Here is a 26,367-nt window from a genome sequence, read left to right as displayed (position 1 = left end):
GCGCGCACTTCGCGAAGTGATTGACCTTCACGAGCTTGCCCAGGTGCGCCATGAGCGCCTGGATACGCGTGGCGTCCTGGCCGATCATCGCCGGGGCGAAGTAGGCGTCGATCGCCAGCTTCATCGCTTCCGGGCTTTCGGGACCGTAGGCCATGCCGGCAATCGTCGTACCTTCGCCGATGCCGGTTACGCCGTCGCTGCAGTACACCTTCACCAGCATCAGGGTTTGCCCGTACATCGTGGCGACGGATAGCTTGTGAGGGCGAATCGTCGGCAGATCGACGAGGCGGGTTTCGATGCGTTCAATCGTCGGTGCGGTCATGGCAGAAGCTCAATGATGTACGTGGAATCCAGTGGACATGAGCCCGCGGGCGCTTGAGTTCGGTGTCTGTTGCTCCGAAGAGCATCTTGGGGCGTTGACGGCATTAGATATCCAGGCCCGCGCGAGCGCTATCCGTCTATTGGAGACTCACTATCCGTTTTTTTCGGCGCCAGCTAAGCGGAAAAAACTGCAAAAAAAGCGGATAGCGAATGCCGACCAGGCGGATAGCGCCCGCACCGCATCGGGTATTCAATCCAGCTCATCAAGAACCCGGTCGCAAGACCGCTCAACGGCAGGAGGAGAACCCATCGTGAGTGCAGAGAAAAACACGTCGCAATGGCAGGAATTCATTGGCGGATGCCTCGATTTCCGTCCGGAAGAGGGCGTCTATCGTATTGCGCGGGAGATGTTCACGGAGCCGCAATTGTTCGACCTGGAGATGGAGTTCATCTTCGAGAAAACCTGGATCTACGCGTGCCACGAGAGCGAGATCCCCAAGCCCCACGACTTCATGACGATGCGCGCGGGCCGTCAGCCCATGATCATCTCGCGCGACGGCAACGGTCAGCTCAACGCGATGATCAACGCGTGCCAGCATCGCGGCGCGACCCTCACACGTATGGGCAAAGGCAATCAGTCGACCTTCACCTGTCCCTTTCATGCGTGGTGCTACAAGAGCGACGGACGTCTGGTCAAGGTCAAGGCGCCAGGCGAATACTGCGATGACTTCGACAAATCCACGCGCGGCCTGAAAAAAGCACGCATCGCAAGCTACAAGGGCTTCGTGTTCATCAGCCTCGACGCCGATGCGACTGACACGCTCGAGGACTATCTCGGCGATGCGCGCATCTTCTTCGACATGATGGTCGCGCAATCGCCCACGGGCGAGCTCGAGGTGCTGCCGGGCAAGTCCACGTACACCTACGAAGGCAACTGGAAGCTGCAGAACGAAAACGGCCTCGACGGGTACCACGTGAGCACGGTGCACTACAACTACGTCGCCACGGTGCAGCACCGCCACGAATCGAACGCCCAGAAGGGCGGTGCGACGAGCGGAACGCTCGACTACAGCAAGCTTGGCGCAGGCGATTCCGAGACCGACGACGGCTGGTTCGCATTCAGGAACGGCCATAGCGTGCTGTTCAGCGACATGCCGAACCCCAATGTGCGTCCGGGCTACGGCAGCGTCATGCCGCGCCTCGTCGAGGCACAGGGGCAGCAGAAGGCCGAATGGATGATGCATCGCCTGCGCAACCTGAACATCTATCCGAGCCTCTTTTTCATGGACCAGATCAGCTCCCAGCTTCGCATCGTGCGTCCGGTCGCCTGGAACAAGACTGAGGTCACCAGCCAGTGCATCGGCGTGAAGGGCGAATCGGATCAGGATCGCGAGAGCCGTATTCGGCAGTTCGAAGACTTCTTCAATGTTTCGGGTATGGGCACGCCGGACGATCTCGTGGAGTTCCGCGAGCAGCAACGCGGCTTCCAGGCGCGCCTCGAGCGCTGGAGCGACATCTCTCGCGGACACCACAAGTGGGTGGCAGGCGAGACGGCAAATACGCGCCTGCTCGGCATCGAACCTGTGCTGTGCGGCACGGAGCTGACCCACGAGGGGCTTTACGTCAACCAGCACGGTGCGTGGCAGACCTACCTCACGAAGGGGCTCGCACAGAAGTCGAACGTTATGAAGGAGGCGTGAACCATGTCCGTCACCCTGCAACAATCGGTCGAGCAGTTTCTCTATCGCAAGGCCGAGCTCTGCGACGCGCAGAGCTGGGACGAGTACCTCGCCCTCTTCGACGAGAACAGCGAATTCCACGTACCCCAGTGGGACTCCGAGCATGTGTACACGACCGACCCGAAGCGCGGCATGTCGCTCATCTACTATGCGAACCGCACGGGGCTCGAGGATCGCGTGTTCCGCCTGCGCACGGGAAAGTCGGCGGCGTCGACGCCGTTGCCGCGCACGCTGCACCAGATCACCAACGTCCGCATTTCGGAGCGCGAACGCGGCGAGCTGGAAGTCAAGGCCAACTGGGCCACGTTCTACGCGCGGCATGGCGTTGCCGAACATTTCTTCGGACACGTCACCTACCAGCTGCGCCCAGCCGGCGAGACCTGGAAAATCGCTCGCAAGCACGTGCTCCTGCTGAACGACACGATCAACGCCGTGCTCGACTTCTACCATCTGTAAGCGGGAGTGCCACGAGATGAGCCACAAGGTTGCCTTCAGTTTTGCCGATGGCAAGACGGCGTTCTTCGATGTCCGAGCGGGTGAGCTCCTGCTCGACGCCGCGCTGCGCAATGGCGTCAACATCCCGCTCGACTGCCGTGAGGGCGTGTGTGGAACTTGCCAGGGGCGCTGCGAATCGGGCAGCTATACGCAGGACTATGTCGACGAAGAGACGCTGTCTGCCGACGACCTCGCTGCGCGCAAGATCCTGTCCTGCCAGACGCGCGTGCGATCCGATGCGTCCTTCTACTTCGACTTCGATTCGAGCCTCTGTGGCGCGAGCCGCACTACTTTGCTCACTGCCAAGGTCACCGCCGTGAAGCAGGTTTCAGAAACGACGGCGATCCTGCATCTGGACGCGAGTGCCCATCCCGGGCGGCTCGATTTTCTGCCGGGCCAGTACGCCCGCGTGAAGGTGCCGGGCGCGGACGTTTGGCGATCCTATTCGTTCGCGAACCGGCCTGAGGACGGAAACCAGATCCAGTTCCTGATCCGTCTACTGCCCGACGGCGCGATGAGCAACTATATGCGCGAGCGCTGCCAGCCGGGCCAGACGGTCGAATTCGAGGCGCCTCTGGGTACGTTCTATCTACGCGAGGTGGAGCGGCCGCTGGTGATGGTCGCAGGCGGTACGGGCCTGTCCGCATTTCTGGGCACGCTCGACGATCTCGCGCACAAGGGCGGCTGTGGCCAGAGGGTCCATCTGTACTATGGTGTGACGAACGCGCGGGATCTATGCGAGCTCGATCGTTTGAAGTCCTACGAGCAGCGCATCCCGAACTTCGCGTGCGATATCGTTGTGATGAATCCCTCTGAAGCATGGCAGGGCAAGACGGGGCTCATTCCCGAACATTTCGACCGCGGGATGCTGGAAGCGAACCCGTTCGACATGTATGTCTGCGGACCGCCGCCGATGGTCGAGGCAATCAAGACGTGGCTTGCAAGCGAACGACTGGAAGGCCGTCTTTACTACGAAAAATTCGGGGACAGTAACAGCGCGCAGTCGTCCTCCTGACGCTGCTGATGCCGGGGCGCCTTGGGGTGTTTCGGTATTTTGTCTGGGCACGGGGTGGTTTACCATTGAGCATTCGCCAACCTCCCGTGAAACGCCATGCCTTCCCCCGCTTTCAACGACAGTCGAGGTATTGACGCGCTGAGTCGAGATCTTCAAGGCGCGCGGGACTGGATGGCGTCGATTTGCGGACCCCATGGGCTGCAGGTACGCAGCCCTAAGGAACTGCAATTCCATCATTCTGGAACGGTGATGCGTTCCATGGCCAGCACGCTGGGGTATGTGGAGTACGGCACCGATGTCACCGTCTCGGTGCACAATGATGCGCCGCTCAACAGCTATAGCGTCAGCCTGCCTCTCACCGGCCAGCAGGAACTCGCGGCGCAGGGCCGCCTGTGGCTGTCGGACCAGGACAGGGGCCTCGTTCTGTCGCCGCATGAGACGCAGGACCTTGCGATCATGGGCAACTGTCGCAAGATCATCGTTTCGATTCCGATTCCGGCCCTGCGTCAGGTGCTCGAGGGACTTCTGCAACGCCCGCTCGACGCTGCGTTGACCTTTGAGCCCCAGATGAATGCCGCCGAAGGCGACCAGGCGGCCTGGTGGCGCATGGTCAAGTTCTTGCTGGCCGAGATGGGACAGGCGGGGCCGTTGCTCAATCATCAGCAGATGGCAGGGGATCTCGAGCAGGCGCTGATCAAAGGGCTGCTGCTTGCTCAGCCGCATAACTACTCGAATGCGCTTGCCGAGGCGATGCGGCCTTCATGTCCGCACTACCTGTTGCGAGCGAAACAGTTCATTCACGACAACGCACGCGAAAATATCGCACTCGAAGACATTGAGCGTGCTGCGGGCGTGTCGCGCTACAAGTTGTTCGAAGGCTTCCGGCAGCACTTCGGGCTTGCGCCCATGGCCTGGCTGAAGAGGCACCGGCTCGAAGCGGTACGGCGCGAGATGCTCTCGGACTGCTCGGAGCGCAACGTTTCGTCAATCGCGATGAACTGGGGATTTTCACATCTGGGCCGTTTTTCCAACGACTACAAGCAACTCTTCGGCGAAACGCCATCGCAGACACTGAAGCGCGCTTCAAGACGTTAGATCGCCCGGCTTCGAGACAAGCGAAGGCAGTGTGGACGGAGTGCTCGCGCTCGGGCATCAAGGCGACGTGCGCTGCTTGACGAGGCAAGCTTTGCCCCGTGGCGTGCAGGCAGTTTCAGGACATGCGGGCAGGATTCTGTGAACTGTCAATGCAGCACGGCACTGAGCAGCAGGGAAGGGATGCCTCTACACATTCGCGTGCGCCATACCGGCGGACTCGACTTGAGCCGGCGTGCATGGCGCGAACGCTCGATCAGCGTGTCACTGGAAATGATGAACGTAGCGCAGCACCAGGCGCGTTCCCTCGGGCCGGTTGCGCGCATCCGCCTCGAAATAGGCATTGAACATCAGGTGGTCGTGCTGGGAGAAGCTGTACATTGCCCCCGGGCCGATCGCCCACACCGCTTCACGCTGCCCCGGCACATTCTGGCCATTCACCTTCATGTCGGTGATCTGGCGCAGCCAGTAACCGTTGAGGCCGATTCGCAAGCCTGGCATCACCTCGTATTCCGTGGCGATGTTGGCGTGCAGCGCCTGTCCGGCCTGCGATGAAGTCGCGCCGTCCCCCAAGCCCTGATTCGGCCGATTGTTCGTGGCGTTCCAGAGATAGTGCAGCCGCCAGGAAACCGTCCACTTCGGATTGATCCAGACTGTCGCGGCCCAGTATGGATCGATTGACCAGAAGCCGCTGCCCGGGTTGATCGCTTTGCCCGGGTCATAGGCACCCGTCGGCGCAATGATCTGGAGTTCGAAGCGGTGCGCAAAGCGCGGTCCGTCCGGGCCCATTACCGGATCGAACTGGATGAAGGGCCCAACAAGCAGATCGCCGAACCCCGTGCGTGCACTAAGCGCCACGTCGCCCATGCCGTCGTCGGTGTGGGCCGATGCCACCCACGGCAGGATCACGTCGACGCCCGGATGCGCGCCGGCAATCTTGAAGGGCGACTGATAAACGAGTTGCGTCAGGCCCGCGAAGATATCGACGTTCTGCTTCGGCAAGGCGACCTTGTTTCCGGCGTTGTCGTTGATACGGTCTGCCGTGTAGTACTCGAGGTACTGCGTTGCATACCAGCCGGACCCCGCCGGCGGTGCACCATCGAGGAAGCTCGTGAAGCCGAGGTTGACGTTGGGCAGGTCGCCCGCTATTGCCGATCCTGTGCTCAGGAGTCCAGACAGAGCGAAGAAGAGCAGCATGCGGGAGGTGGAGTGCTTCATGGCGGTAAACCTTGTAAATTCGTAATGCTAAATAATATGGTTAAATTTATTCCGGATTATTGGTTACCGCGCCGTATTGCCCGGAATGGAAGACCAGCGGCGCGTGGCCCTCTGCTTCGAAATGCTCGATCTGCCCGATAAAGATCAGGTGATCGCCGCCTTCGTGCTGCGTCAGATTGCGACACACGAAATGTGCGCTGCAGCCGTCGAGCACCATGGTGCCACCAAGGCTTTCACGGCAGGCGACACCGATGTACTTGTCGGGCGACGGTTTCGAAAAGCGGCGCGACAGGTCGCTCTGGACTTCGGCCAGCACGTTGATCGCGAAGTAGCCGGCATGCACGAAATCCGCGCAACTGGGTGAAGTCTTGCCGATACTCCAGATCACGAGTGGTGGATCGAGCGACAGTGACGCGAACGAGTTTGCGGTCAGACCAATCTTGCGGCCATCCCGCGCGGCGGCTGTGATGACAGTAACGCCCGTCGGATACTGCCCGAAGGCGTTGCGCAATTGCCGCATTGCATTGAGCTGTTCATCGGGTTTCGCGGCAGTGGGTTCGAGCGTGCTGCACATGAGCTTTCTCCTTTTCGTGTTCATTACGCGGCCCGCGCAGCGTGTTCGTCGATCAGCGCCATGCAGGAGGTCGGATCAAACCACCACGGCGAGAACGTGCGCGGGTCGTCGAAGCCGTTCGCAATCGTCGAGGCGAGCGTTGGAAACTGACCGGCCGCGCCGAGCAACTCGAGAATGTGCGGCGGCGGTGGCGTGAGCAGTGAGTTCGTCCACTTGACGACCTCTTTCGCGTACGACCAGTAACGGTCGAAAGTCTGCTGCATCCAGTCCTCGCTGAAGGCAGCGCCGTTGCGCTCGAGAATGGCATCGAGATAGACCTTCGTGCACTTGGCAGCATTGTTCGAACCCTGGCCTGTAATCGGATCGTTCACGACGATTGCATCGGCCATGCCGAACACGGTCTTGCCGGAAGGCAGCCTGAAGTAGGGATTGCGCACAGTCGGCGCGAAGCGGCCGCTCAACACGCCGTTGGGGTCGCTCAGTTCGACGTTTGCGCAGCGCTCGGCTTCCCACGGCAGATATTCGCGGAGAAAGGCCAGACTAGTCTCGAGATGCTGCTCGGGTGTCTTGACGCCTGCCCAGCAATCGAGCTGGCCGCCGGGAATGCCTTCGAACACCATGATTTCGCACGGACCATTCGTGGTCAGAGCGGGGAAGGCAAAGTACTCGCCCACGCCCGGAATCAGATTGAAGCGTACGCGCGAGTAGGGCGTCGCCGGCGTCATGCCCTTCACGTAGGTCAGCGCGAGCGCGCGCTGCGGCTTGTCGAAAGGGCTGCGTTCGGCGTTGCGGCCCAGCAGATTTACGATCTCCCCCTTGCCGGCTGCCAGCAGCACGAGGTCATGGCTCCTTGCGAGCTCTTCCATTTCGGGTACGCCGACCTCGCAGATTCGCACGTCGGCGCCACGTTGGACGACGGCTTCGAGCCAGGCCGACATCTTGACGCGCTGATCGACGGATTGTGCCGGTTGAGTCAGGCGCGCGGACCAGTCGATGAGCTTGCGGCCCGGCAGGTCCGGATGCGGGACCGCGAAGCCAATCCCCTCCACGGGCGGGCAGGACGCGTCCCACCAGTTCAGGCCGAGATCGCGCTCGATCTGCAGAGAGGCGTTGAACATGCACTGACTCGACATGACCTTGCCGGTGCGGATTTGCTGTGCATCGCGATTGGTCGCGAGCGTGACTTCATAGCCGCGGTCGAGCAGGGCGAGCGCCAGTTGCAGACCAGACTGGCCGGCGCCGACGATGGCAATTTTTCTCATAACGAATACCTCGAAGTCGATAGATCAGGGAAGCGTGTTTGCGAAGTGACGGGTCTTACTCAGCCAGTCTCGGAATGGCCGGCACGGCCTGTTCGGGTCCCATCGCCGAATATCCGCCATCGACGGCGTAGTCGGCCCCGGTCACGAAGCTGGCTGCATCGCTGCACAGGAAGGTGACGACATGCGCGATTTCCTCCGGGTTACCGACGCGTCCAAGCAGATGAAAGGGCGCGGCCACGCGGTCGGTCTTTGCGCGATCGCCATGCGTGAGTTCGTCCATCACGCGCGACCAGGTCCAGCCGGGCGAAACCGAATTCACGCGGATCCGGTCCTGGGACAGGTCCATCGCCATGTTGCGCGTGAGTGCCTTGAGCGCGGCTTTCGAGGTCGGGTAGAGCCAGCGCCCCGTTTGAGCGCACTCGGCCGAGATCGAACTGAAGTTGACGATCGATCCGCCGCCGCGCTTGACCATATACGGATGCACTGCCTTGACCAGCATGACCGCCGAGATCACGTTTACGTTCATCGCGGCGAGCCAGTCGTTTCGGCCTGCCTGGATGCCGTTGTCCACATAGCTGCAGGCCAGATTGACGAGGATGTCGATGCCGCCGAACTGCCGCGCGGATCTCGCAACCGCTTGCTCAAGCGCGCTGTCGCTGGTGATGTCGGTTTCGATGAAGAGACCGTTGGCGCCGAGTGTCTCGGCTACGCGTCTGCCGTGCTGAACGTCGATATCGAGCACGACAACGCTGGCGCCGGCGGCAGCGAGATCGCGGGCGACAGCCGCGCCGATCAGCGTGGCGCCACCCGTCACGATGGCGGTTTTGCCTGTGAGTGAGGTCATGATGGCTTGCTCCATGATCTTGAGAGGATGATTCGGTCAGTTCGCGTCGTTGGCGGGGACGCTGTCCCGCCAGCGCTTCATCAGCGTGTTCGATGGGAGCGTTTCGTCGAGCAGTTTGCGGGCGGTATCAGCGCCTGTTGTGGGCAGTCCCGTCGGGTCGAGCAGGCCGATCTGCACCAGCACGCTGGCCTGGTCCCAGTAGATGTGCTCGTGGTAGAGCTTGTCGCCGCGGAATTTCACCACGGCAAGCAGCGGAATCTCGACGCGCTTGCCCGTCGGCGCAATGCCGGGCAGCATCCAGTCGATCTCGGTGGTATGCGTGAAGCAGAACAGCGTTTCGTCGACGATCTGCGTTGCGCCGATGGTGCGCGAAACCGGGATGATCGTCGTATCGGGCGGATTGGCGTGCACGAAGTGGTGGCGATAGAAGCGCTTCAACTCGGTGTAGCCTACGCCGCCCGTGAGCGTCGGAATATGGTTGACGTAGGGCTCGGCCACCATCGTCGCCATCGTGGCATCCACGTCGCGCGTCGCAAACTCGTGGGCGAGGTGTGCCTCCCACAGTGCAGAGAGATCGTATTGCGGCCCTATCGTCTTGCGAAACGCGGCTACCGCGCGCTCGTGCGCCATCATGGCCGAGGGCTTGTCAAAGTGGTCGCCCCCCTTACGGGCGAACGCGTGATCGACGCCCGGATAGACATACACTTCGACATTTTCGTTGTGGCCCAGCGCGGCCGTGATCTGCTGCTGCGCGTCGGCCGGGCAGAAGCGATCGAGCGCCGCGATATTCAGGACGACGCGCCCCTTGATGTTCGCCGCTTCGTCCAGCGCCTTTTCAATACCCACGCCGTAGTAGCTGACCGCGCAAGCCACGGGAAGACGGCAGGCCGCGAGCCAGGCCAGTTTGCCGCCCAGGCAGAATCCGAGCACACCGACTTCGCCGCGGAATTCGGGCAATGTCCGGAGTACGGCGAGCGTCGCGCCGATATCTTCGACACCCTGGTTTTCGTCGTATTGCTGATAGAGTTCGAACGCACGCGCAAAGCCGGCCTCCGTATAACCGAGTTCGATGCCCGGTTCGACGCGCCAGAACAGGTCGGGCACCAGCACGGTGTAGCCTTCCTCGGCGTAGTAGTCGGCCACGTCGCGCATGGTCGCGTTGACGCCGAAGATCTCCTGGCACAGCACAATTCCCGGCCCCGTGCCACTGGCAGGAGTTGCCAGGTAGGCCCGGAACGCGCCGCCTTCCGGTGCGGGAATATCGACGTATCTTCCTTTCATTGCGGGCTCTCCATCAGGGTTGTGTCTCGAATGCCCCCAGTGTTCTGCGACAAAACAATGGGCTCTATCCGTTTCATCCGATGGGTATCCGCGGAATCCAAAAACGTGCGAAACGAGGGAAAACCCCTGCCCAAGCGGGCGAGGGTAATTGAGGATGGCTGCCGCAGCAGGGCAGGCCTACAGTACGCAGCGGCCGGCAGAGGGCCAGTTCCTGCGCCTCTAGCGTCGCGCGGCTTGCTGGAGGCTTCTGGAGCGAGGAAACTATCCGGATCTCCCACGCGACTATCCGCTTCCTTCAGACGGTTCGTGGAGTCGGGAAAATCGCGCACGGATCAGGTGCGCGCAAACGTTCTTGGAGCGCTTCTATGGAGCATCTTCCCGCTGCGAATATGCTGGTCGGCGCGGCCTGCTTCAACAGCGACACCTTGTTACTCGAATCGGGCGACCTGAACGAGGTGCGCGAGTGCGTCGGCTCAGTGTTCAAGCCTCACAAGCTCGCGCTGCCGGGCGCTTCACACCAGTTGCCGAGCCGCATGTACCACGCCCGGCACGGTAGCCTGTCGCTCAATCTGCTCCACTATGACGGCGACGTGACGATCGATCCTGAACGTCTCGACAGCTTCTTCCTGTTGCAGATCCCCGTGAGCGGCGGTGCTGAAATCGAATGTGGGGATCGCCGATTCGATTCTTCGCCGGCCGTTGCGTCGCTCGTGTCGCCGACGCTGCCCTTGCGGATGCGCTGGATTCGTTGTCCGCAGGTCGTCCTGCGCATCGAGCGCGAAGCGATCGAGCGCCACTGCGCGCGCCATTTCGGCACTGAAGAGCGCGGAGCGGTGGAGTTCGAGCCTGCATTCGATCTAGCTTCACCATCGGGCATGTGCCTGTTGCCACTGCTTTCGGTGCTGGGGAATGCATTGAGCGATCCGGCGCACCCGCTGCGTCATCCACTCGCCTACGAGCAGTTCGAGTCGACCTTGCTCAACGCGCTCGTCTATGGGCAGCCCAACACGGCGCGCAGTGGCGCGCGGCCCTCGCGTGGACCGCTTGCGCCGTTCTACGTGAAGCGGGTCGAGGAATACGTCCGCGCACATCTGCATGAACCCCTGACTATTGAGCGGCTCGCCGAGTTCGCAGGCGTAAGTGCAAGCACGCTGTTTTCCGGCTTCCGCAGTTGCCACGGCGTAAGCCCGATGGCTTGGGTGCGTCAGCTGCGTCTTGAGCGTGTGCGCGATGAACTGCGCGGCGCGGCGGCTGAACCGATGTCCGTTACAGACGTCGCGTTCAAATGGGGGTTCGCCCACCTGGGCCGGTTCGCAATGGAGTACAAGCGGGTGTTTGGCGAATCGCCATCGGTTTCGCTACGAAACCGTTCCGGCTAGCGAACGGCAGACAGTCCGCGAGCGTCTCGTAGATTTGAATGATATGAACGCCCCCACCTAATCGCAGGCTTCGCGCGATCGGCTCGATGCTGGCAGCAAAAAGCCATCGATCTGAGATTCAGGCTGATCATACTGGTTCACTCAAGGAACCGAAGGGGATCTGTCATGGCGCATACGATTGTCGGCGTGGACATTGCAAAAAACGTGATGCAGGTCCACTGGGTGGACCCGGACACCGGTGAGGTCGTGAACCGGTCGGTCAAGAGGGCGGCGTTTCTTCAGTACTTTGCGAATCGGCAGCCGTGCCTCGTCGGGATGGAGTCATGCGGCGGATGACAGCACTGGGCTCGGCGGTTGATTGAAATGGGGCACGAGGTCAAGTTGATGCCGGGGAAGTTCGTCAAGGCTTTCAACATCCGTAATAAGAACGATGCTGCCGACGCGCGTGCGATCTGGATGGCCACCCAGGTGGACTGCAAGGCAGTTGCCGTAAAAACCGAAGCCCAGCAGGCCGTGCTTGCCCTGCATCGTATGCGTCAGCAACTCGTGAAATTCCGCACGATGCAGATCAACAGTCTTCGCGGGCTGTTGAGCGAATATGGTGAAGTGATGGGATGTGGTAGGGCAGCGCTCGACAAGGCAATAGTCGAGATTCTGGAACGGTTGTCAGGACGCCTCCCCGCAATGTTGATCGACACGCTGAGAGAGCAATGGAGAGGTCTGGATGCGATCGACAAGCAGATCGGTCATATCAGCGCGGCGACACGTATCTCAGGACTTTGCTGGTGCATGGAGCGCGCAGCATTATCTATAAGGCCAAAGAGCCGGGGCAATGGGTTACGCAGATGAAGCAACGGCGACCGTTGAATGTAGTAATCGTTGCCATGGCCAACAAGCTCGCTCAAATAATCTGGGCGGTCCTGGCCCATCAACAGCCATACCGGGCAAATTACGTGTGCACGACACCGTCATGATTCGATCGAGGTGTCTACAGGCTTTTCTTTAAAAGGGGTGGAACGTCAAAAGTTGCGGCGGCATTCGAGTGTGATGACAGATCGGGTAGGACCCGGGACTCACCAAGCCTGAATTTATGTTTGAGCTTCTTAAGCTCGTGATTTGAATGAGGCGTGAGTCCGCGGATTTCATAGTGGCCCGCAGCGAAGTTGAAGCTGCACTGAGAGGCCGGATGTAGACGTGCAGCCCATCCCATTCGTCAAAACCTCGAACACCTGGCGCAAACGGGGGCGTTCATGTAAACATAAATATAATGATCGAAGTTTTAATAAGGATGACTAACCTAGCATTCTAGTTTGCCCGGCAACTGCGGCGCCGTGCGTCCGTGTCGTGCGGCAGCTTTACCCTGCATCGACGGCAAGCGATTCGCCCGTCTGTGATCCTTCGCGTCGCTCATCGCCCGATCCACCATTTAGCAAGAGGAACGATAACATTGATGCGGAGGCGATTTGTGTGGCGGCCTCCTGCCTCGCGATGCGTTTCGTTGCACCACATAAGCAGAGCACCTTCTGGCGGCAATGTGCGAGACCCGTGAAGGGCTGGTCACCGAACGCTCGGCCACCATGAACCCGCCTACAGTATCCGGCCCAAGTTCGGCGCCATCACTCCCCTGTCGAGGAGCACGCTTCGCCGGTTGGTCGACGTGCTCGCGGTGCATGGTCGGCCGCCGAAGCTAGTCCAACTGATCCACCAGAGACATGCCAACTATCGTTAATTGGGTCAGCGCGTTCACGATATTGGACGAGATTCGACGCTCCAGTCTCTCCACTTCTTGGTAGATGTGACAAGCAGCACGGGCGCCAAGACGTGGAGGCAAGTGGACTCGCTAGCGTGCAGGCAATTCCGATGGACCTCTTCCACGCTCTGAATCCGCGAAAATTAGATCTTCACTTGGATAGCAGGGGTGGGTTTAGCTGCTGCGCCGCGGGCGCCGGTGTGAGCGACCGGTCGCCTCGCTGGCACGCTCTTGGTCGATAGCATCGTTCACGTGCCTTTTGACCGGATTTGCCGCTTTCTTGTTCGAGCGACGTGTTTTTTTGAGCTTCCGCTCGACTTCGGCGAGGAGTTCACTGGGCGAGCATTTCAAAGCGGCAGCAAGCGCGAAAAGCGTAGTCAGCGTTGGCTGATGCTGGCCCAACTCCAGCATGCTGACGTACTTGCGCTGTATATCGGCCTCAAAGGCGAGTTGTTCGTGTGTGAGCTCCCCGCGAAGACGGTGCTCGCGCAACACGGCGCCAAAGACTTCCACCAACTCCAAATTTCTCTCCCAGTGAAATGGGAGCACTCTCCATCGACGGCGCGAACGTGCTGCTGGATGTGGTCCTGGAGCGCGTTGGCACGGCGTGATGCCTGCGTGTTGCGCGGTTACGTTCCGACCGCCGCGGCCTCGTCGAGCGCATCGTAAATGCCGATGACCCCCGCCGCGACATTGCTCCAATGATCGATGGCGTGCGTGCCGACCACGTCGTCCCAGAACGACTCCGATCCGTATTGAGGACGCTGCGCGTGCAACCGTCGCGTGTAGAGCTGCAGGTCGAACTCGGCGGTGATGCCCATCGCACCCACCAGCGCGTGCGCGCCGTTCGCCACCAGCGGCGCGGCGCGGCTCGCGCGCGCCTTCGCAATGGCCGCCGCGATGCGCTGTTCCGACGTGTGGTATCCCGCGCAGCCCAACTGCGCCGCGACGCGTGTGGCGGCCACATGCTCGGCCATGACACTCAACTGCTGCTGCACGGCCTGGAACTTGCCGAGTGAGCGGCCGAATTGCTGGCGGTCGTTCACGTAGCCGAGCGTCATGTCGAACACGCGCTGCATGCCGCCCGCCATCGTGGCGGCCGTGGCGAGTGCGCCCAGTTCGCCCACGCCACGCACATTGGGGGGCAGCGAGCGCGCCGCGTGCGCGGGGTAGGTGAGCGTGGCGTCGAGGCTGTCGCCGTGCGCGCGCAACTCGGCGCTGGCGAGATCGACGAGGCTCGCGCCATCGGCGGTTTCGACGATGAGCGTGTCGGCGACGAGCCCGTAGGGCACGAAGGCCGCGCCGTGCCGCGAAGCATTGCCGAGCGCGATGGCGATGGGACCGCGCGGCGCTTCCACGCCCGCGCGTGCGAGCAGATCGCGCGCGATCATGGTGTGCGCGGCGGGCAGCGGCAGCGCGTGCGCGCCGAATGCGAACAGCGCACCCGCCGTGGCGGCGAGGCGCATACCCGAGCCGCCTTTTTCCTCAGGCACGAGCGCGTCGAGAAAGCCGAGCGCGTCGAGCTGATCCCACAGGGCGCGTCCCGCGTTGCGGTCGCGCGCCGCTTCCACGGCGCGCACGAATTGCGGCGTGCAGTGACGCGCGAGCACGTGATGTGCCAATTCGGTCAGCATGTCATCCATGGTGTTCCTCTCCATGTTCGTCGTTCGTTTAGCGCAGCCCGAGGCCGCGCGCGATCATGCCGCGCAGGATCTCGCGCGTGCCGCCGCGCAGCGAGTACGACGGCGCGATCTTCGTCACGTAATCGAGCGTATCGGCTAGCTCGTGCGCCACGGCTTGCTGCGGATGTGCGCCGAGCGCGTCGCCGATCAGCGTGGGCACGCTTTGCTCGAAGCTGGTGCCGAGGTCCTTCACGAGCGCGGCCTGCGTGGCGGGGCTCGCCCCGTCGGCAAGCGCTCCCGTGACGGCCACGGACATGGCCCGCAACGTGGCCAGTTCGGTCACGAACGCACCGAGCGTGCGGCGCTCGCTTTCGCCGACCGGCGCGTGTGTCGCGCGCGCGGCTTCGCGTAGCGTATGCGCCCATTCCTCCAGCAGCACGATGCTCGAATAGATGCGCTCCGGGCCGCTGCGCTCGAACGCAAGTTCCGCGGTGACCTGTTCCCAGCCCGCGCCTTCGGTGCCGATCAGCGCGTCCTCGGGCAATTCGACATCGTCGAAAGTGACTTCGGAGAAGTGCGCGTCGCCGGTTAGGTCGCTAATCGGCGCGACATGCACGCCCGGCAGCGACAGGTCGACGATCACTTGCGAGAGCCCGCGATGGCGGTCCTCGGTCGCGCCCGAGGTGCGCACGAGCGCGATCATGAAATGCGAATGCGGCGCGTTAGTCGTCCAGATCTTGCGGCCCGAGAGGCGCCAGCCGTTGGCCGTACGCTCGGCGCGCGTGCGCACGCTTGCGAGGTCGGAGCCCGCGTCGGGCTCGCTCATGCCGATGCAGAAAAACGCCTCGGCCAGGCAGATGCGCGGCAAATAGAACGCCTTCTGCGCCTCGGTGCCGTAGCGTGCGATGAGCGGGCCGCTCTGGCGGTCGGCGATCCAGTGGGCCGAAACCGGCGCGCCGGCCGCGAGCAGTTCTTCCACGAGCACGAAGCGCGCGAACGGGCTGCGCCCGCCGCCACCATATTCGCGCGGCAGCGTGAGGCCAAGCCAGCCTTGCGCCGCGAGCTGGCGGCTGAAGTCGGCGTCGAAGCCGAGCCACGAGCGCGCGCGCACGGCGGGCGGCACGCCTTTGAGCGCTTCACTGAGAAAGGCGCGCACCGGCGCGCGCAACGCCTCGTCTTCGGGGGGAATGGTTCGGAGTGTGAAAGGGTCGGTCATAGCGTGCTGCGCTTTACAGTGCAGTTCCTGGCAGTGCGAAGTCATCAGGCGCTTGCGCGCTCATTCGGGGCGGCCGGCGAGCATGCGCTTGACCGTGTACGAGAGCACGAGTTCGTCGCGCTGGTTGAGCACCTCCACGCGGCTCGTGACCACGGCGCGATTGTGTTTCGAGGTGGACTTCACTTCCTCGACTTCCACCACGCCGTAGATCGTGTCGTTGACGAGCACCGGCGCGTGCGCCTTCATCGAGAACTCAAGCATGGCGAGCCCGGTGCCTTGCACCATGGTCTGGAACAGCAAGCCTTCGATCAGGCCGCTCGTGAGCGCGCCCGGCACGGGGCGGCCGCTCATGGCGCCGTGCTCGAAATGCGCGTCGATGAAGATCGCCTCGAGCATGCCGGTCGCCGAAATGAAATTGACCAGATCGGTTTCCGTGACTGTGCGCCGGAACGTGCGAAAGCGCTGACCCGCTTGCAGCTCCTGCCAGTAGAAACCGCGTCCGAGCAGTTGGGCGTCTTCGTGTGTCGTCATGCCTGTCTTCCTCCGGTGTGGGATGGCGCGCTGCGCCGGTATCGTGTTCCGATTCTAGAATCGAGTTTCGATATCGGCAACACGGTTCGAACATCGGAACAGCTTGGTCGACCGATGGTGTGCCTGTAACCTTATGTTTGTAAAGAATAATTAGCCGAGTTTTCAACGCTTCGAGGGTATACACCAAGCACGCGCTTTGTTCGGCATTCGGAATCCGATGCTACATTCGGAACCCGAGGCCGGTTCCGCCGGCCCTGCAGCCAGAACGATTCGAATAAACCTGAAAACAGGAATCAAGGAGACAAGCTGGATGAACGCCAACCCCGAAATCACGCAGGCAGGCGCAGCGGCCGAAGCGGCGCCGCGACGCACGGCCAGCGTCATATTCGCCGGCAGCGTCGGCAACGTGGTCGAGTGGTTCGACTGGTCGGTGTACACGACCTTTGCGATCTACTTCGGCAAGCAGTTCTTTCCCGCCGAGAACGACACCGCCTCGCTGCTCGCGACCTTCGCTGTATTCGCCGTGGGCTTCTTCATGCGGCCGCTGGGCGGCTGGGTGATCGGCGGCTTCTCCGACCGCTTCGGGCGGCGCGCCGCGCTCACGCTCACCATCATGATGATGGCGGGCTCCTCGCTGTTGATCTCCGCGCTGCCCACCTATGCGTCGATCGGCGTGCTCGCGCCCGCGCTCATGACGGTGCTGCGTATGGTGCAGGGCCTCTCGGTCGGCGGCGAGTACGGCGCGGCCACCACCTTCCTCGCGGAATCCGCGCCTGCGAAGCGCCGCGGACTGTATGGAAGCTTCCTGTTCTTCAGCATCGCGGCGGGCCTGCTGCTCGCTTCCGCGCTCGCCAGCGTGATGACGAACTTGATGCCGAAGGACGCATTGGTGGCGTGGGGCTGGCGCATTCCCTTCTTCATTGGCGGCTGTGGCTCGCTTGCGGGCTTCTGGATGCGCCGCAACGTGGGCGAAACGCACGCGTTCGAGCAACTGCGCCGCTCGGGCCGTATCGAGCGCCGCTCGCTGTGGTGGACGTGGACGCAACATCGCACGGCCGTGCTGCGCCTCGTGGGCATCAGCGTGCTGGGCGCGTTCAGCTTCTATCTCTTCATCAGCTTCATGCCGATCTACGCGATCCGCCACGCGGGCGCGACGCCGGCAGACGCGTTTCTGGCCAGCACGCTGAGCATTGCCGTCTTCATGATTGCGCAGCCGTTCTTCGGCGCGTTGTCGGATCGTTTCGGGCGCCGTCCGCAATTGATGGTGTTCGCGGCGGCCTATCTCGTGTTCCTTTATCCGGTGGTGCGCTCGATCGGGCCGAGCGTGAGCTCGATGCTGCTCGTCGAATGCTTCGGCTTGCTGACTTACGGTCTTTATTCGGCCATCGCGCCCGCGATCATGGCCGAGCTGTTCTCGACCGCGGTGCGCGGCATCGGCATCGGCGCGGCGTACAACCTCGTGGTCGCCTTGCTCGGCGGCACGACACCGTATCTGATGACATGGCTGCAATCGCAGCAGCGCGAAGGCTGGTTTCTCGCCTACGTGTGCGCAGGCGCGGCCGTGAGTCTTTTCGCTTACTGGCGCATGCCCGAGACGGTGGGCAAGCCGCTCGAATGAGCATGGCGCACGCGCAGTGCATGAACGTGTAGTTTCGCAATCCAGGCAGAGGTCATTTCACATGCAGCAGCAAACGAGAGCAGCATCGGCACAGCAGTCAACGACAACGCAGGGACAACAACAGCATGGCAAGCGCGGGCGCCCGCTGGACGGCATACGGGTGCTCGATCTTTCCCGCGTGCTGGCCGGCCCGTGGTGCACGCAGAATCTTGCCGATCTCGGCGCGCAGGTGATCAAGATCGAACGGCCCGGCTCGGGTGACGAAACGCGTTCGTGGGGGCCGCCCTACCTGCGCGACGAAGCTGGTCGCGACACCGTGGAGAGTGCATATTACCAATGCGCGAACCGCGGCAAGCTTTCGATGGCGGTGGACATCGCCGCGCCCGAAGGTGCCGCGCTGATCCGCGAACTGGCGCGTCAGTGCGACGTGCTGCTGGAGAACTTCAAGGTGGGCGGCCTGAAGAAGTACGGGCTCGATTATGAAAGCCTCGCGGCGCTCAATCCTGCGCTGATCTACTGCTCGGTCACGGGTTTCGGGCAGAGCGGGCCGCTCGCGCACCGCGCCGGATACGACTTCCTCATTCAGGGCATGGGCGGCCTCATGAGCGTGACGGGCGAGCCCGACGAAACGCCCGGCGGCGGTCCGCAGAAAGTCGGCGTGGCGGTCACGGACCTCATGGCCGGCATGTACGCGACGACGGGCGTGCTCGCCGCCGTGATCGAGCGGCAGCGCAGCGGCCTCGGCCAGCACATCGACATTGCGCTGCTCGACTGCCAGCTGGCGATGCTCGCGAACCAGTCGATGAATTACCTCTGCACGGGCGAGGTGCCGCGGCGCCTGGGCAACGCGCATCCCAACGTCGTGCCGTACCAGACCTTCGCGGCCAGCGACGGTCATCTGATTCTCGCGTGCGGCAACGACAGCCAGTTCCGGTCGCTGTGCGGCGCGATGGATCTGAAAGCACTCGCGGCGGACCCGCGCTTCGCCACCAACAGCGCGCGCAGCGTGCATCGCGCGCTGCTGCTGCCGGTGCTCGAAAAGGCGTTTCATACGCGCACGCGAGACGCGTGGATCGACGCGCTCGAAGCGTGCGGCGTGCCGTGCGGGCCGATCAACGACGTGGCGCAGGCGTTCGGCTCCGAGCATGCGCGTGCGCGTGAATCCGTGCGCCGCATTGCGCATCCGCTGGCGGGCACGTCGCCGAGCGTGGCGAGTCCGCTGCGTCTGTCGGCAACGCCCGTGCAATACGAGGTGCCGCCGCCCTTGCTCGGCGAGCACACGCGTGAGCTGCTCGACGATCTGCTCGGGCTCGACGCCGCGCGCATTGACGCGCTGTGCGCGTGCGGGGCGATCGGCGCGAGTGCGAGAGTGCACACGCGCGGCGAGCATGAGGAAGCCGTTTGAGTGGGCGCCGGCCACACCGTCGCGGCCGGTTCGCATCCCTTTCGAGAGCAGGGTGGCATGTATAATTTTTCGCACCGTTCAACCGTCAATCGATCCATGGCGCACCCTCCCGAAGACCGCGAAGCGGGCATCCAATCCACCGCGTCGCCCGGACCGCGCGCGACTACGCGTATCGTGCAGGTGCTGCGCATTCTCGCCGACCATCCGCAAGGCGCCACGCTCACCGAACTCGCGGACCTCAGCGCCACGCCCAAAACGAGCCTCCTTGCGCTGCTGCGCGCGCTCACACACGCGCACTATCTGACGCATGACGGCGGCAAGTACGCGCTCGGCGTAGAAGCATTCAAGCTTGGCGCGGCCATCGTCGCGCAGCGGCGCTTTCCCGAGATCGCGCGCCCTGTGATGGAGCGCCTTGCGCTCGAAGCGGGCGAAACGATTCTGATCGGTCAACTCGCGAGCGACCGGCCTTCCATGGTCTATGTGATGTCGGCGGAGAGCCGCAGCGCGATCCGCTTCATTGCGGGCATCGGCGAGCGCCGCGAACTCTTTTCCTCCTCGGGCGGACGCGTGCTGCTGGCCGCAATGAGCGAGGCGCAGCAAACCGAGTATTTCCGCACGGCCGAAATGCGCGCTCACACGCCTGCCACGCGCACGCAAAAGCGCGAGTTGAAGGCGCTCATCAAGGAAGTGGCCGATACCGGCGTGGCCGCCACGGTCGAACAGAGTTCCGCCGACGTGGTGGGCTTTGCCGCGCCGATCCGCGACGAGTCGGGCGCGGTGATCGCGGCACTCGTGATGGGCACGCCGGTCAGCCGCGGCGTGCCGGGCATGGAGCGCTTCAAGGCGCTGATCGCGCGCGGCGCGGCGGAAGTGTCCGCGCTGCTTGGGTATGCGGGGTCCACTACGCTGGCGTTTTCGAAGCCGCAGAGATAACCCTGCTCGCTTGACCACACATTAGCTGCCCAATCATCGGGCAGCCATTTGTCTGACCAGATTGTTAATTCGGATGACGAAATAACGAGAGTGTTTTTTCGTTCGGATCTGTCACTTACAACCCTGTCGAGGTTTCTTTCTGCGGCCGTTCATTGATGAGCGATACCTGTAAGGTCCAGAATTAACCTGCTGGCTAACCAGATAAAGACGAGATAAACGTGTAAATCGACTCAAGGTAGACGCGCCCAAGCCGTTATTGCGGGAAGCTCAGATGTCACGCGGAAAGCAGCCGCACAGGAGAAAGAATTGGGCGGATTGCTGATGGACGCGGCGTCGCCGCGCGCCACACGGGTGGCGCGCCAGCCGATTACCGATATCAAGGGCCGGCTCGCCGGCTACGAATTGCTCCACATCGTCAAGCTCGAAACGCCGCCGCCTTCAACGCGGTGCTGGCGGTGATGGCGTTGCTGATGAACGGCGCGCCGTACCGTCAGCTCGCCGACGCGCTCCTGCGCGCCGGCGTCGCTCGCGCAACTGCTGCGGCTCGCCTTGAGTGGCGCGATGGGGCTCGCGTGCAAGAGCAGTCTGGGGTCGATCGACGCGGCGCTCATGTTCGTGGGCACTGGAGCAGAGCGAGCGGCACGAACAGGTCCCGCATTCGCCTGAGACCGCCGGAAACCCCCTGAGTAAAGCACAACGGTAAGCCGGATGACCGGTTCCCCTAGCCTGTTCGCGACAGATCATTACGGAGTGCAAATTGAAGTCGGTACAGCAGCATGGCGTGGACGAGCGTACCACTCTGACGAGCAATAACCGGCTCGAACTGCTCCTCTTTCGTCTGGGTTCGGCGCGCAAGGGGGCGGTGCGCGGCCTCTATGGCATCAACGTCTTCAAGATTCGCGAAATCGCGACCATGCCCGAAGTCACGCCCATCGCGGGCGCGCCCGAGCATCTGGCCGGCGCGGTGGATATTCGTGGCCAGATCATTCCGGTGATCGATATCGGGTCGATGATCGGCTCTGTATCGGGGAAGCCGCCTGGCATTCTGCTCGTGACCGAGTTTTCGCGCGGCACGCAGGCGTTCGCCGTGGAGGAAGTGGAGGACATCGTCCGGCTCGAGTGGAGCGAGCTGCTGAGCGCGGAATCGAGCGGCACCACGGGTTATGCGACGGGCGTGGCGCGCATCAATCCGGGCACCGAGAACGCGCGCCTCGCGCAACTGCTCGACGTCGAGCAGATCATGCGCGACGCCTTCCCCGAGCAGCACACCGAAGTGGGCGCCGACGCCGTGGGCGAAGCCGTGCGTCTCGCCGGCGGCCGCATTCTCGCCGCCGACGACTCGGCCTTTGCCCGCGCGCTGCTCGGGCACGCGCTCACCGCACTCGAAGTGCCGCACGTGATCGCCCACAACGGGCAAGCCGCATGGGAGATCCTCCGGCAGATGGCGACCGATGCGCAGAGCGAAGGCATCCCGATTCGCGACAAGGTTTCGCTCGTCATCACCGACCTCGAAATGCCCGAAATGGACGGCTTCATGCTCACGCGCAAGATCGAGGCGGACCAGCGTTTGAAGCACCTCCCGGTGCTCATTCACTCGTCGCTTTCGGGCAGCGCCAATGAGGCGCATGCACGCTCGCCCACGCTGCCGCGGCGCCCGCCTGGGTGGCGGCCGCGGCTTGACGCGGACTGCGCCTGGCGCGCCAATCCTGTGAACACCTCCCCTTAAACCCGGCTTTTCGAGCGATTAACCGGAAGGTGGTTGCCCGACAATCTCTAGAAACGCGGGGTGGGCTCGCACTTTCTCGAGGCAGATATGTCAAGCAGCATTACGATCACGGACGACCTGGTTGCTGAAATCGCGGAACGGATGGCCGACGAGGGCCAGAAGGTTTCTCCCATGGCCATCTGGTCCGAAGTTCATACCGGCTCGGTGGTCGCGGTGGCTGCCTCCCTGCGCAAGTGGCGCGAGGAGCGCGCGCCGCGCGTGCAGCAAGTCGTGGAACGCCCTGCATTGCCGGAAACCGTGACGGATACGATGCGCGACGCGCTCGACCGTCTGTGGACGTCGGCGCAGGACGAGGCCGAGCGCGCCGTGGCGCGCCGCCTGCAGTCGATGCGCGAGCGCGTCGAGGACGCGTGCAATGAACGCGACAACGCGCTCGAAGAGCTGCAGACCACGGTCCAGGAACTCGACGCCCTGCAAGTCCAGCTGGACAAGATGACGCGCGCCTACGAGACCAAGGCCGATGCCGGGTCGGGTCTGGAGGAAGACATCGCGAGCGCGATTGAGCGCGCCGACGCAGCGGAAAAGCGCGCCGAGGAACTGGCCGAGCGCGTTTCGGCCCTCGAGGCAGAACTGGAGCGCGCGGTCGCCGAACTGGCCGCCGAGCGCGAAGCGCACGCGAGCCAGGCTGCCGAAGCGCAAGCGGCGAGCGAGCAGGCCGGGCCGGCAGCCTCGACCGGAAGCGACGAAGCTGAGCGCGCCGCGCTGGAAGCGGCGCATGCGGAAGCGGTTGCGAAGCTCGAAGGCGAACTCGAAGCGATTCGCGCGGCGCTGCAGGCCGAGCAGGAAGCGCACGCGGCCCAGCGCGACCAGGTCGCCGGTGCCCAGGCCGAGCGCGATGCCGCCGCCACCGAACTGCGGAATGCCCAGCAGCAGCTCGCCAGCCTGAGCGACGAGCGCACGGCCGACGCCTCCGAAATCGAGCGTCTCTCGGCGAGCTTGACCGAGGCGCAGGAGCGCGCCGACGCCGCGCAGCAGCGCGCGACCGAACTCGCCGAACTGGGCGAATTCGCCAAGGCCGCGGTGTCGAGCGAAGTCGGCGAGGGCGCAGCCGAGGCGCAGCCTGCGGCCGCCGATCCCGAAGAAGTCGAAGCGCTGAAGGCCCAGTTTGCCAGCGATACGGCCAAGCATGCCGCCGCGATTGCCGATGCGCGCGAGAACATCAAGCGCTGGTCCGAGTACGCGAACGGACTGAAGCAGCAACTGGCCCAGGCCAACGAAAAGGCGATCGTGGGTCTTGCCCGCAGCGCCGGCGAAGCCTCGCTGAGCCGCCGCCTCGCCGCCGAGCTGGGCCAGGTCGTGCCGGAGCATGAACTGCTGCGCAAGGAGTCCCAGCAGCAAGTGGTCGTCGAAGCGGTCAGCGCCCATCTCGAGCAGCAGGGCTATTCCTACGACGCCAAGACCGGCATGGTGACGAAGCTGAGCACCGAAAACGCGCCGGCCTGAGCGCGCCATAGACCGTCCGTTTGATGGCGCATCGCGAATGCGATGCGCCGGGCCGTTTCTCCATGACCGCTGCCCGAGTGCAGCGGTTTTTTTTCGCCCCTCCTTGATGGATCCGCAGGCTGCACACGCGCAGGCATTGGGACAAATGCCGACTTCCAGCCAGCCGAACGCCCGCTTTCCCGAAAACGAATTGTTGGCTTTGCGCGCCTGAACCACACTGGCACCTGTCCAGTGGCGCGCACAAGCGAATCAGGCGGCCGCCGCGCAGCACACTCCAAAGCACACAAAAGCCCCCAAAGGCAAAGGAGGAGACATGACGGGACCCAGGACGCAGCACGTGGGCATCGGCAAACCGCGACGCGGACGGCCCGCACCGGCGAACCTGCGCGGCGCGCTGGCGGCGGCGCTGGCCATCGCACTCGCGCCGTCGTTCGCGCACGCCGCGGAGTGGCGCGTGGGCGTGGAACTCCCGCTCACCGGCGCGCTTGCGCAGGCGGGCACCGAAATGTACCGCGGCATTCAGGTGGCGGCCGACATCTACAACCGGCGCCATCCGCAGGACAAGATCACGCTGGTGGCCGTCGACGACGAATCGAACCCGGCCAAGGCCGTTGCCGCGGTCGAACAGCTCGCCTCGCAGCACGTGGTCGCGATTGCGGGCGCGGCCAATTCGAACTGCGCCGGCCCGGCGTCGGAAGCTGCGAGCAAGGCGGGACTCGTCTATGTGACCTCGGGCGGCACGAGCGATGACATGGTCACGCGCGGCCTGAAGAACTTCTTTCGCGTGAGCAACACGCCCGGCTACACGAAGGGCATGGTGGGCCTCTTCAACTCGCTGGGCGTGAAGTCGGTGGCGATCGTCTACTCGACGAAGGACGCAACGAGCGACCTTGCGAGGCAGCTCGACACGGCGCTCAAGGCGCAGGGCGTGAAGACCTTCCTGCATGCCTACGATCCTTCGATCAACGACTTCAAGCCGCTCATCAACAAGGTCAAGCTGCAGGACAAGCCCGACGCCATGGCGATGCTCGGCTATGAGAACGACTACGTGGGCATTCTGCGCGCCTCGCGCGTGCTCAAGCCCGACCTGAAGGCGATTGCGGCGCCATGGGCGTTCGCGAGCCCGAAGATGGCGCAGTCGTTCCCCGATCTCGTGCCGAACGTGTATGGCGCGACCGTGCTCTCCTCGCCGGCTGACTACCGCTCGGCGGACCAGCGCGACTTCTCCGATACGTACCAGCGGCTCTTCAAGACCGGCTCGAACTATCAGTCGCAGACGTCGTTCGTCTACGCGCAACTGCTGTTCGACGCGATCGCGAGCGCGCAGAAGGCGGGCACGCTCGACAAGGGCGGTCTGGCCGACACGCTGCGCGCCACCCGGCGCGACGACACGTTCATTGGCAAAGTGGCGTTCGACGCTCGCGGCGACAACGCGAACTACGTGGCGCACATGGGCCAGTTCGCGCGCGACGGCAAGCTCGCGCTCGTCTGGCCCGCGAACTACGCAACGGCGAAACCGGTGTATCCGGGCGTGCCGTGGTAACAAAAACATAGAAGAACGAAACAGGGCGAGCGCCGCATGTGAACGGCGCCGCTTCCTATTCCCGAGACTCAGCTTTGGAGGTTCGATGGTCCGCTTCGCGACTCGCAGCAAGCCGCGCGCCCTCTTGCGCGCACTCTTTCGCATCGGCGCGGGCGCCGCAAGCGCCTGCGCGCTGCTCGCCCATACGCCGGCCGCTTTTGCCGACACGCTGCCCGTGGGCGTGGAGTTGCCGCTCACCGGCTCGATGGCGCGGGCCGGCAACGCGCAGCTCGAAGGCATCCGGCTCGCTGCCGATCTCTTCAACAACGGCGGCGGCAAGCACAAGGTCGCGCTCACCGTGGTCGACGACGAGGCGCAGCCCGCCAAGGCCGTTTCGGCGGTGGAGAAACTTGCATCGCAAGGCGTGCTCGCCATAACGGGTGGCTACGGCTCCAATTCGGTGAGCCCGGCTTCCGAAGCGGCCGACAAGGCGGGCATCGTCTATATCACCTCGGGGGCCGTGGACAGCGCGATGACCACGCGCGGCCTCAAGCACTTTTTCCGCATCGGGCCCGCATCGGGCTACTCGAAGGCCGTGGTGGGGCAGTTGAACGCCATGGGCGTGAAGTCGGTTTCGATTCTCGCCTCGACGAAGCAGGCTACCACCGACCTCAGCAACGAAGTCTCGACGCAACTGCACGCGCAGGGCGTGACGGTGACGCTGCATGCGTTCGACCCGGCGATGACGGACTTCAAGCCGCTCGTGAACAAGGTGCGCTTGCAGGACAAACCTGAAGTTCTGCTGATGATCGCGTACGAGAACGACTATATCGGCATTCTGCGCGCCGCCAAGGTGCTGCGCCCGCAACTGAAAGCCGTGATGGGCGCTTGGTCCATCGTCACGCCGAAGATGACCACCGACTATCCCGATCTCGTGAACAACGTGATCGGCTGCGCGATGCTGCCGTACCCCGCGGACTTCGGCACGGCCGACGGCAAAGCCTTCGTGCAGGCGTACCAGGCTGCCTATCACAAGGAGCCCGACTACCTGGCCGAATTCGCCTACGTGCAGTCGCGGCTGCTGTTCGACGCCATGGCGCGCGCTGCCGACGCGGGCACGCTCAAGCAGGACGGCATTGCCGCCGAACTGCGCGCGAAGCCGCACGACACGCTGATCGGCAAGGTGAGCTTCGCGCCGAACGGCGACAACCCCGCGTTCCTGAACAACATGGCGCAGATCCAGGGCAACCGCATCGTGCTCGTGTGGCCGAAGGAGCGCGCCACGGGCAAGTTGAACTACCCCGCGCTGCCGTGGTAATTG

General features: G+C 63.3%; 22 protein-coding genes and 2 pseudogenes. 14 read left to right on the top strand and 10 right to left on the bottom strand.

The genetic code is table 11. The features are described from left to right. Positions 1-322: pseudogene (locus tag M3A49_RS26885) on the bottom strand (muconate cycloisomerase); the annotation flags it as partial. A 310-nt stretch (positions 323-632) separates the two neighbouring features. Here M3A49_RS26885 and antA point away from each other — a divergent pair. The 4 genes from antA (at position 633) to M3A49_RS26865 (ending at position 4,665) form a co-directional block, all read left to right on the top strand. Beyond that, the gene (gene antA, locus M3A49_RS26880) at positions 633-2,021 is read left to right on the top strand and encodes an anthranilate 1,2-dioxygenase large subunit (RefSeq protein ID WP_266231741.1); all 1,389 of its coding nucleotides are present in this window, start codon (positions 633-635) and stop codon (positions 2,019-2,021) included. 3 nt (positions 2,022-2,024) lie between these two features. Beyond that, positions 2,025-2,516 carry an anthranilate 1,2-dioxygenase small subunit gene (gene antB / locus M3A49_RS26875; RefSeq protein ID WP_152767808.1) on the top strand — a complete coding sequence of 164 codons (492 nt, stop codon included), beginning with the start codon at positions 2,025-2,027 and terminating at the stop codon, positions 2,514-2,516. Between the two features lie 16 nt (positions 2,517-2,532). After that, entirely contained in the window at positions 2,533-3,570 is a 1,038-nt protein-coding gene (gene antC, locus M3A49_RS26870) for an anthranilate 1,2-dioxygenase electron transfer component AntC (protein ID WP_266231740.1), read from the top strand. A 96-nt stretch (positions 3,571-3,666) separates the two neighbouring features. Further along, entirely contained in the window at positions 3,667-4,665 is a 999-nt protein-coding gene (locus M3A49_RS26865) for an AraC family transcriptional regulator (RefSeq protein ID WP_266231739.1), read from the top strand. A 261-nt stretch (positions 4,666-4,926) separates the two neighbouring features. Here M3A49_RS26865 and M3A49_RS26860 read toward each other — a convergent pair whose 3' ends face one another. The 5 genes from M3A49_RS26860 to M3A49_RS26840 form a co-directional block, all read right to left on the bottom strand. After that, entirely contained in the window at positions 4,927-5,880 is a 954-nt protein-coding gene (locus M3A49_RS26860; protein ID WP_266231738.1) for a SphA family protein, read from the bottom strand. Between the two features lie 46 nt (positions 5,881-5,926). Continuing rightward, positions 5,927-6,400, bottom strand: coding sequence for a flavin reductase family protein (locus M3A49_RS26855; protein ID WP_416339015.1), 474 nt, complete (start codon positions 6,398-6,400; stop codon positions 5,927-5,929). A 77-nt stretch (positions 6,401-6,477) separates the two neighbouring features. Next, entirely contained in the window at positions 6,478-7,716 is a 1,239-nt protein-coding gene (locus tag M3A49_RS26850) for a styrene monooxygenase/indole monooxygenase family protein (RefSeq protein WP_266231736.1), read from the bottom strand. 55 nt (positions 7,717-7,771) lie between these two features. Next, positions 7,772-8,560: an SDR family oxidoreductase gene (locus M3A49_RS26845; protein ID WP_266231735.1), complete on the bottom strand. Its 789-nt coding sequence runs from the start codon at positions 8,558-8,560 to the stop codon at positions 7,772-7,774. Positions 8,561-8,596: 36 nt separating this feature from the next. Beyond that, a complete protein-coding gene (locus M3A49_RS26840; protein ID WP_266231734.1) occupies positions 8,597-9,841 on the bottom strand; it encodes a dienelactone hydrolase family protein in 1,245 nt (414 codons plus the stop codon). A gap of 365 nt (positions 9,842-10,206) precedes the next feature. Between M3A49_RS26840 and M3A49_RS26835 the strand changes: the two genes are divergently transcribed. After that, positions 10,207-11,220, top strand: a complete 1,014-nt coding sequence (locus M3A49_RS26835) for an AraC family transcriptional regulator (protein WP_416339014.1) — start codon at positions 10,207-10,209, stop codon at positions 11,218-11,220. A gap of 165 nt (positions 11,221-11,385) precedes the next feature. After that, positions 11,386-12,194 (top strand): annotated as a pseudogene (locus M3A49_RS26830) (IS110 family transposase). A gap of 950 nt (positions 12,195-13,144) precedes the next feature. On the opposite strand, the gene M3A49_RS26825 reads toward M3A49_RS26830, so the two are convergent. The 4 genes from M3A49_RS26825 to M3A49_RS26810 all read right to left on the bottom strand — a co-directional run bounded on the left by M3A49_RS26825 (position 13,145) and on the right by M3A49_RS26810 (position 16,339). Further along, a complete protein-coding gene (locus tag M3A49_RS26825; protein WP_266231754.1) occupies positions 13,145-13,483 on the bottom strand; it encodes a helix-turn-helix domain-containing protein in 339 nt (112 codons plus the stop codon). 116 nt (positions 13,484-13,599) lie between these two features. After that, a complete protein-coding gene (locus M3A49_RS26820) occupies positions 13,600-14,613 on the bottom strand; it encodes an acyl-CoA dehydrogenase family protein (protein WP_266231732.1) in 1,014 nt (337 codons plus the stop codon). A gap of 28 nt (positions 14,614-14,641) precedes the next feature. Beyond that, on the bottom strand, positions 14,642-15,808 hold the full coding sequence (locus M3A49_RS26815; RefSeq protein WP_266231731.1) for an acyl-CoA dehydrogenase family protein: 1,167 nt from the start codon (positions 15,806-15,808) through the stop codon (positions 14,642-14,644). A 60-nt stretch (positions 15,809-15,868) separates the two neighbouring features. After that, positions 15,869-16,339: a MaoC family dehydratase gene (locus tag M3A49_RS26810; RefSeq protein ID WP_266231730.1), complete on the bottom strand. Its 471-nt coding sequence runs from the start codon at positions 16,337-16,339 to the stop codon at positions 15,869-15,871. A 310-nt stretch (positions 16,340-16,649) separates the two neighbouring features. On the opposite strand from M3A49_RS26810, the gene M3A49_RS26805 reads away from it, so the two are divergent. The 8 genes from M3A49_RS26805 to M3A49_RS26770 all read left to right on the top strand — a co-directional run bounded on the left by M3A49_RS26805 (position 16,650) and on the right by M3A49_RS26770 (position 26,364). Continuing rightward, positions 16,650-17,957, top strand: coding sequence for an MFS transporter (locus M3A49_RS26805; RefSeq protein WP_266231729.1), 1,308 nt, complete (start codon positions 16,650-16,652; stop codon positions 17,955-17,957). Between the two features lie 61 nt (positions 17,958-18,018). Continuing rightward, positions 18,019-19,362, top strand: coding sequence for a CaiB/BaiF CoA transferase family protein (locus tag M3A49_RS26800; RefSeq protein ID WP_416339013.1), 1,344 nt, complete (start codon positions 18,019-18,021; stop codon positions 19,360-19,362). A 96-nt stretch (positions 19,363-19,458) separates the two neighbouring features. Continuing rightward, positions 19,459-20,295 carry an IclR family transcriptional regulator gene (locus M3A49_RS26795; RefSeq protein ID WP_266231728.1) on the top strand — a complete coding sequence of 279 codons (837 nt, stop codon included), beginning with the start codon at positions 19,459-19,461 and terminating at the stop codon, positions 20,293-20,295. Positions 20,296-20,601: 306 nt separating this feature from the next. Then, entirely contained in the window at positions 20,602-20,754 is a 153-nt protein-coding gene (locus M3A49_RS26790; protein WP_266231727.1) for a hypothetical protein, read from the top strand. 298 nt (positions 20,755-21,052) lie between these two features. After that, positions 21,053-22,021, top strand: a complete 969-nt coding sequence (locus tag M3A49_RS26785) for a chemotaxis protein (RefSeq protein ID WP_266231726.1) — start codon at positions 21,053-21,055, stop codon at positions 22,019-22,021. Positions 22,022-22,108: 87 nt separating this feature from the next. After that, complete coding sequence (locus M3A49_RS26780) at positions 22,109-23,524, top strand: DNA-binding protein (RefSeq protein WP_266231725.1); 1,416 nt, start codon at positions 22,109-22,111, stop codon at positions 23,522-23,524. A 313-nt stretch (positions 23,525-23,837) separates the two neighbouring features. Beyond that, positions 23,838-25,067 (top strand): ABC transporter substrate-binding protein, encoded by a 1,230-nt coding sequence (locus tag M3A49_RS26775; RefSeq protein WP_266231724.1) that lies wholly within the window; start codon positions 23,838-23,840, stop codon positions 25,065-25,067. Positions 25,068-25,152: 85 nt separating this feature from the next. Continuing rightward, entirely contained in the window at positions 25,153-26,364 is a 1,212-nt protein-coding gene (locus tag M3A49_RS26770; protein WP_266231723.1) for an ABC transporter substrate-binding protein, read from the top strand. The last annotated feature ends 3 nt before the right edge of the window (positions 26,365-26,367 follow it).

Origin of the sequence: Paraburkholderia sp. CNPSo 3076, from assembly GCF_026343935.1 — a bacterium.
Classification (GTDB): Bacteria; Pseudomonadota; Gammaproteobacteria; order Burkholderiales; family Burkholderiaceae; genus Paraburkholderia; species Paraburkholderia nodosa.
Note: the sequence above shows the minus strand (reverse complement) of the source record. Positions and strands in the feature narration are given on the sequence as shown.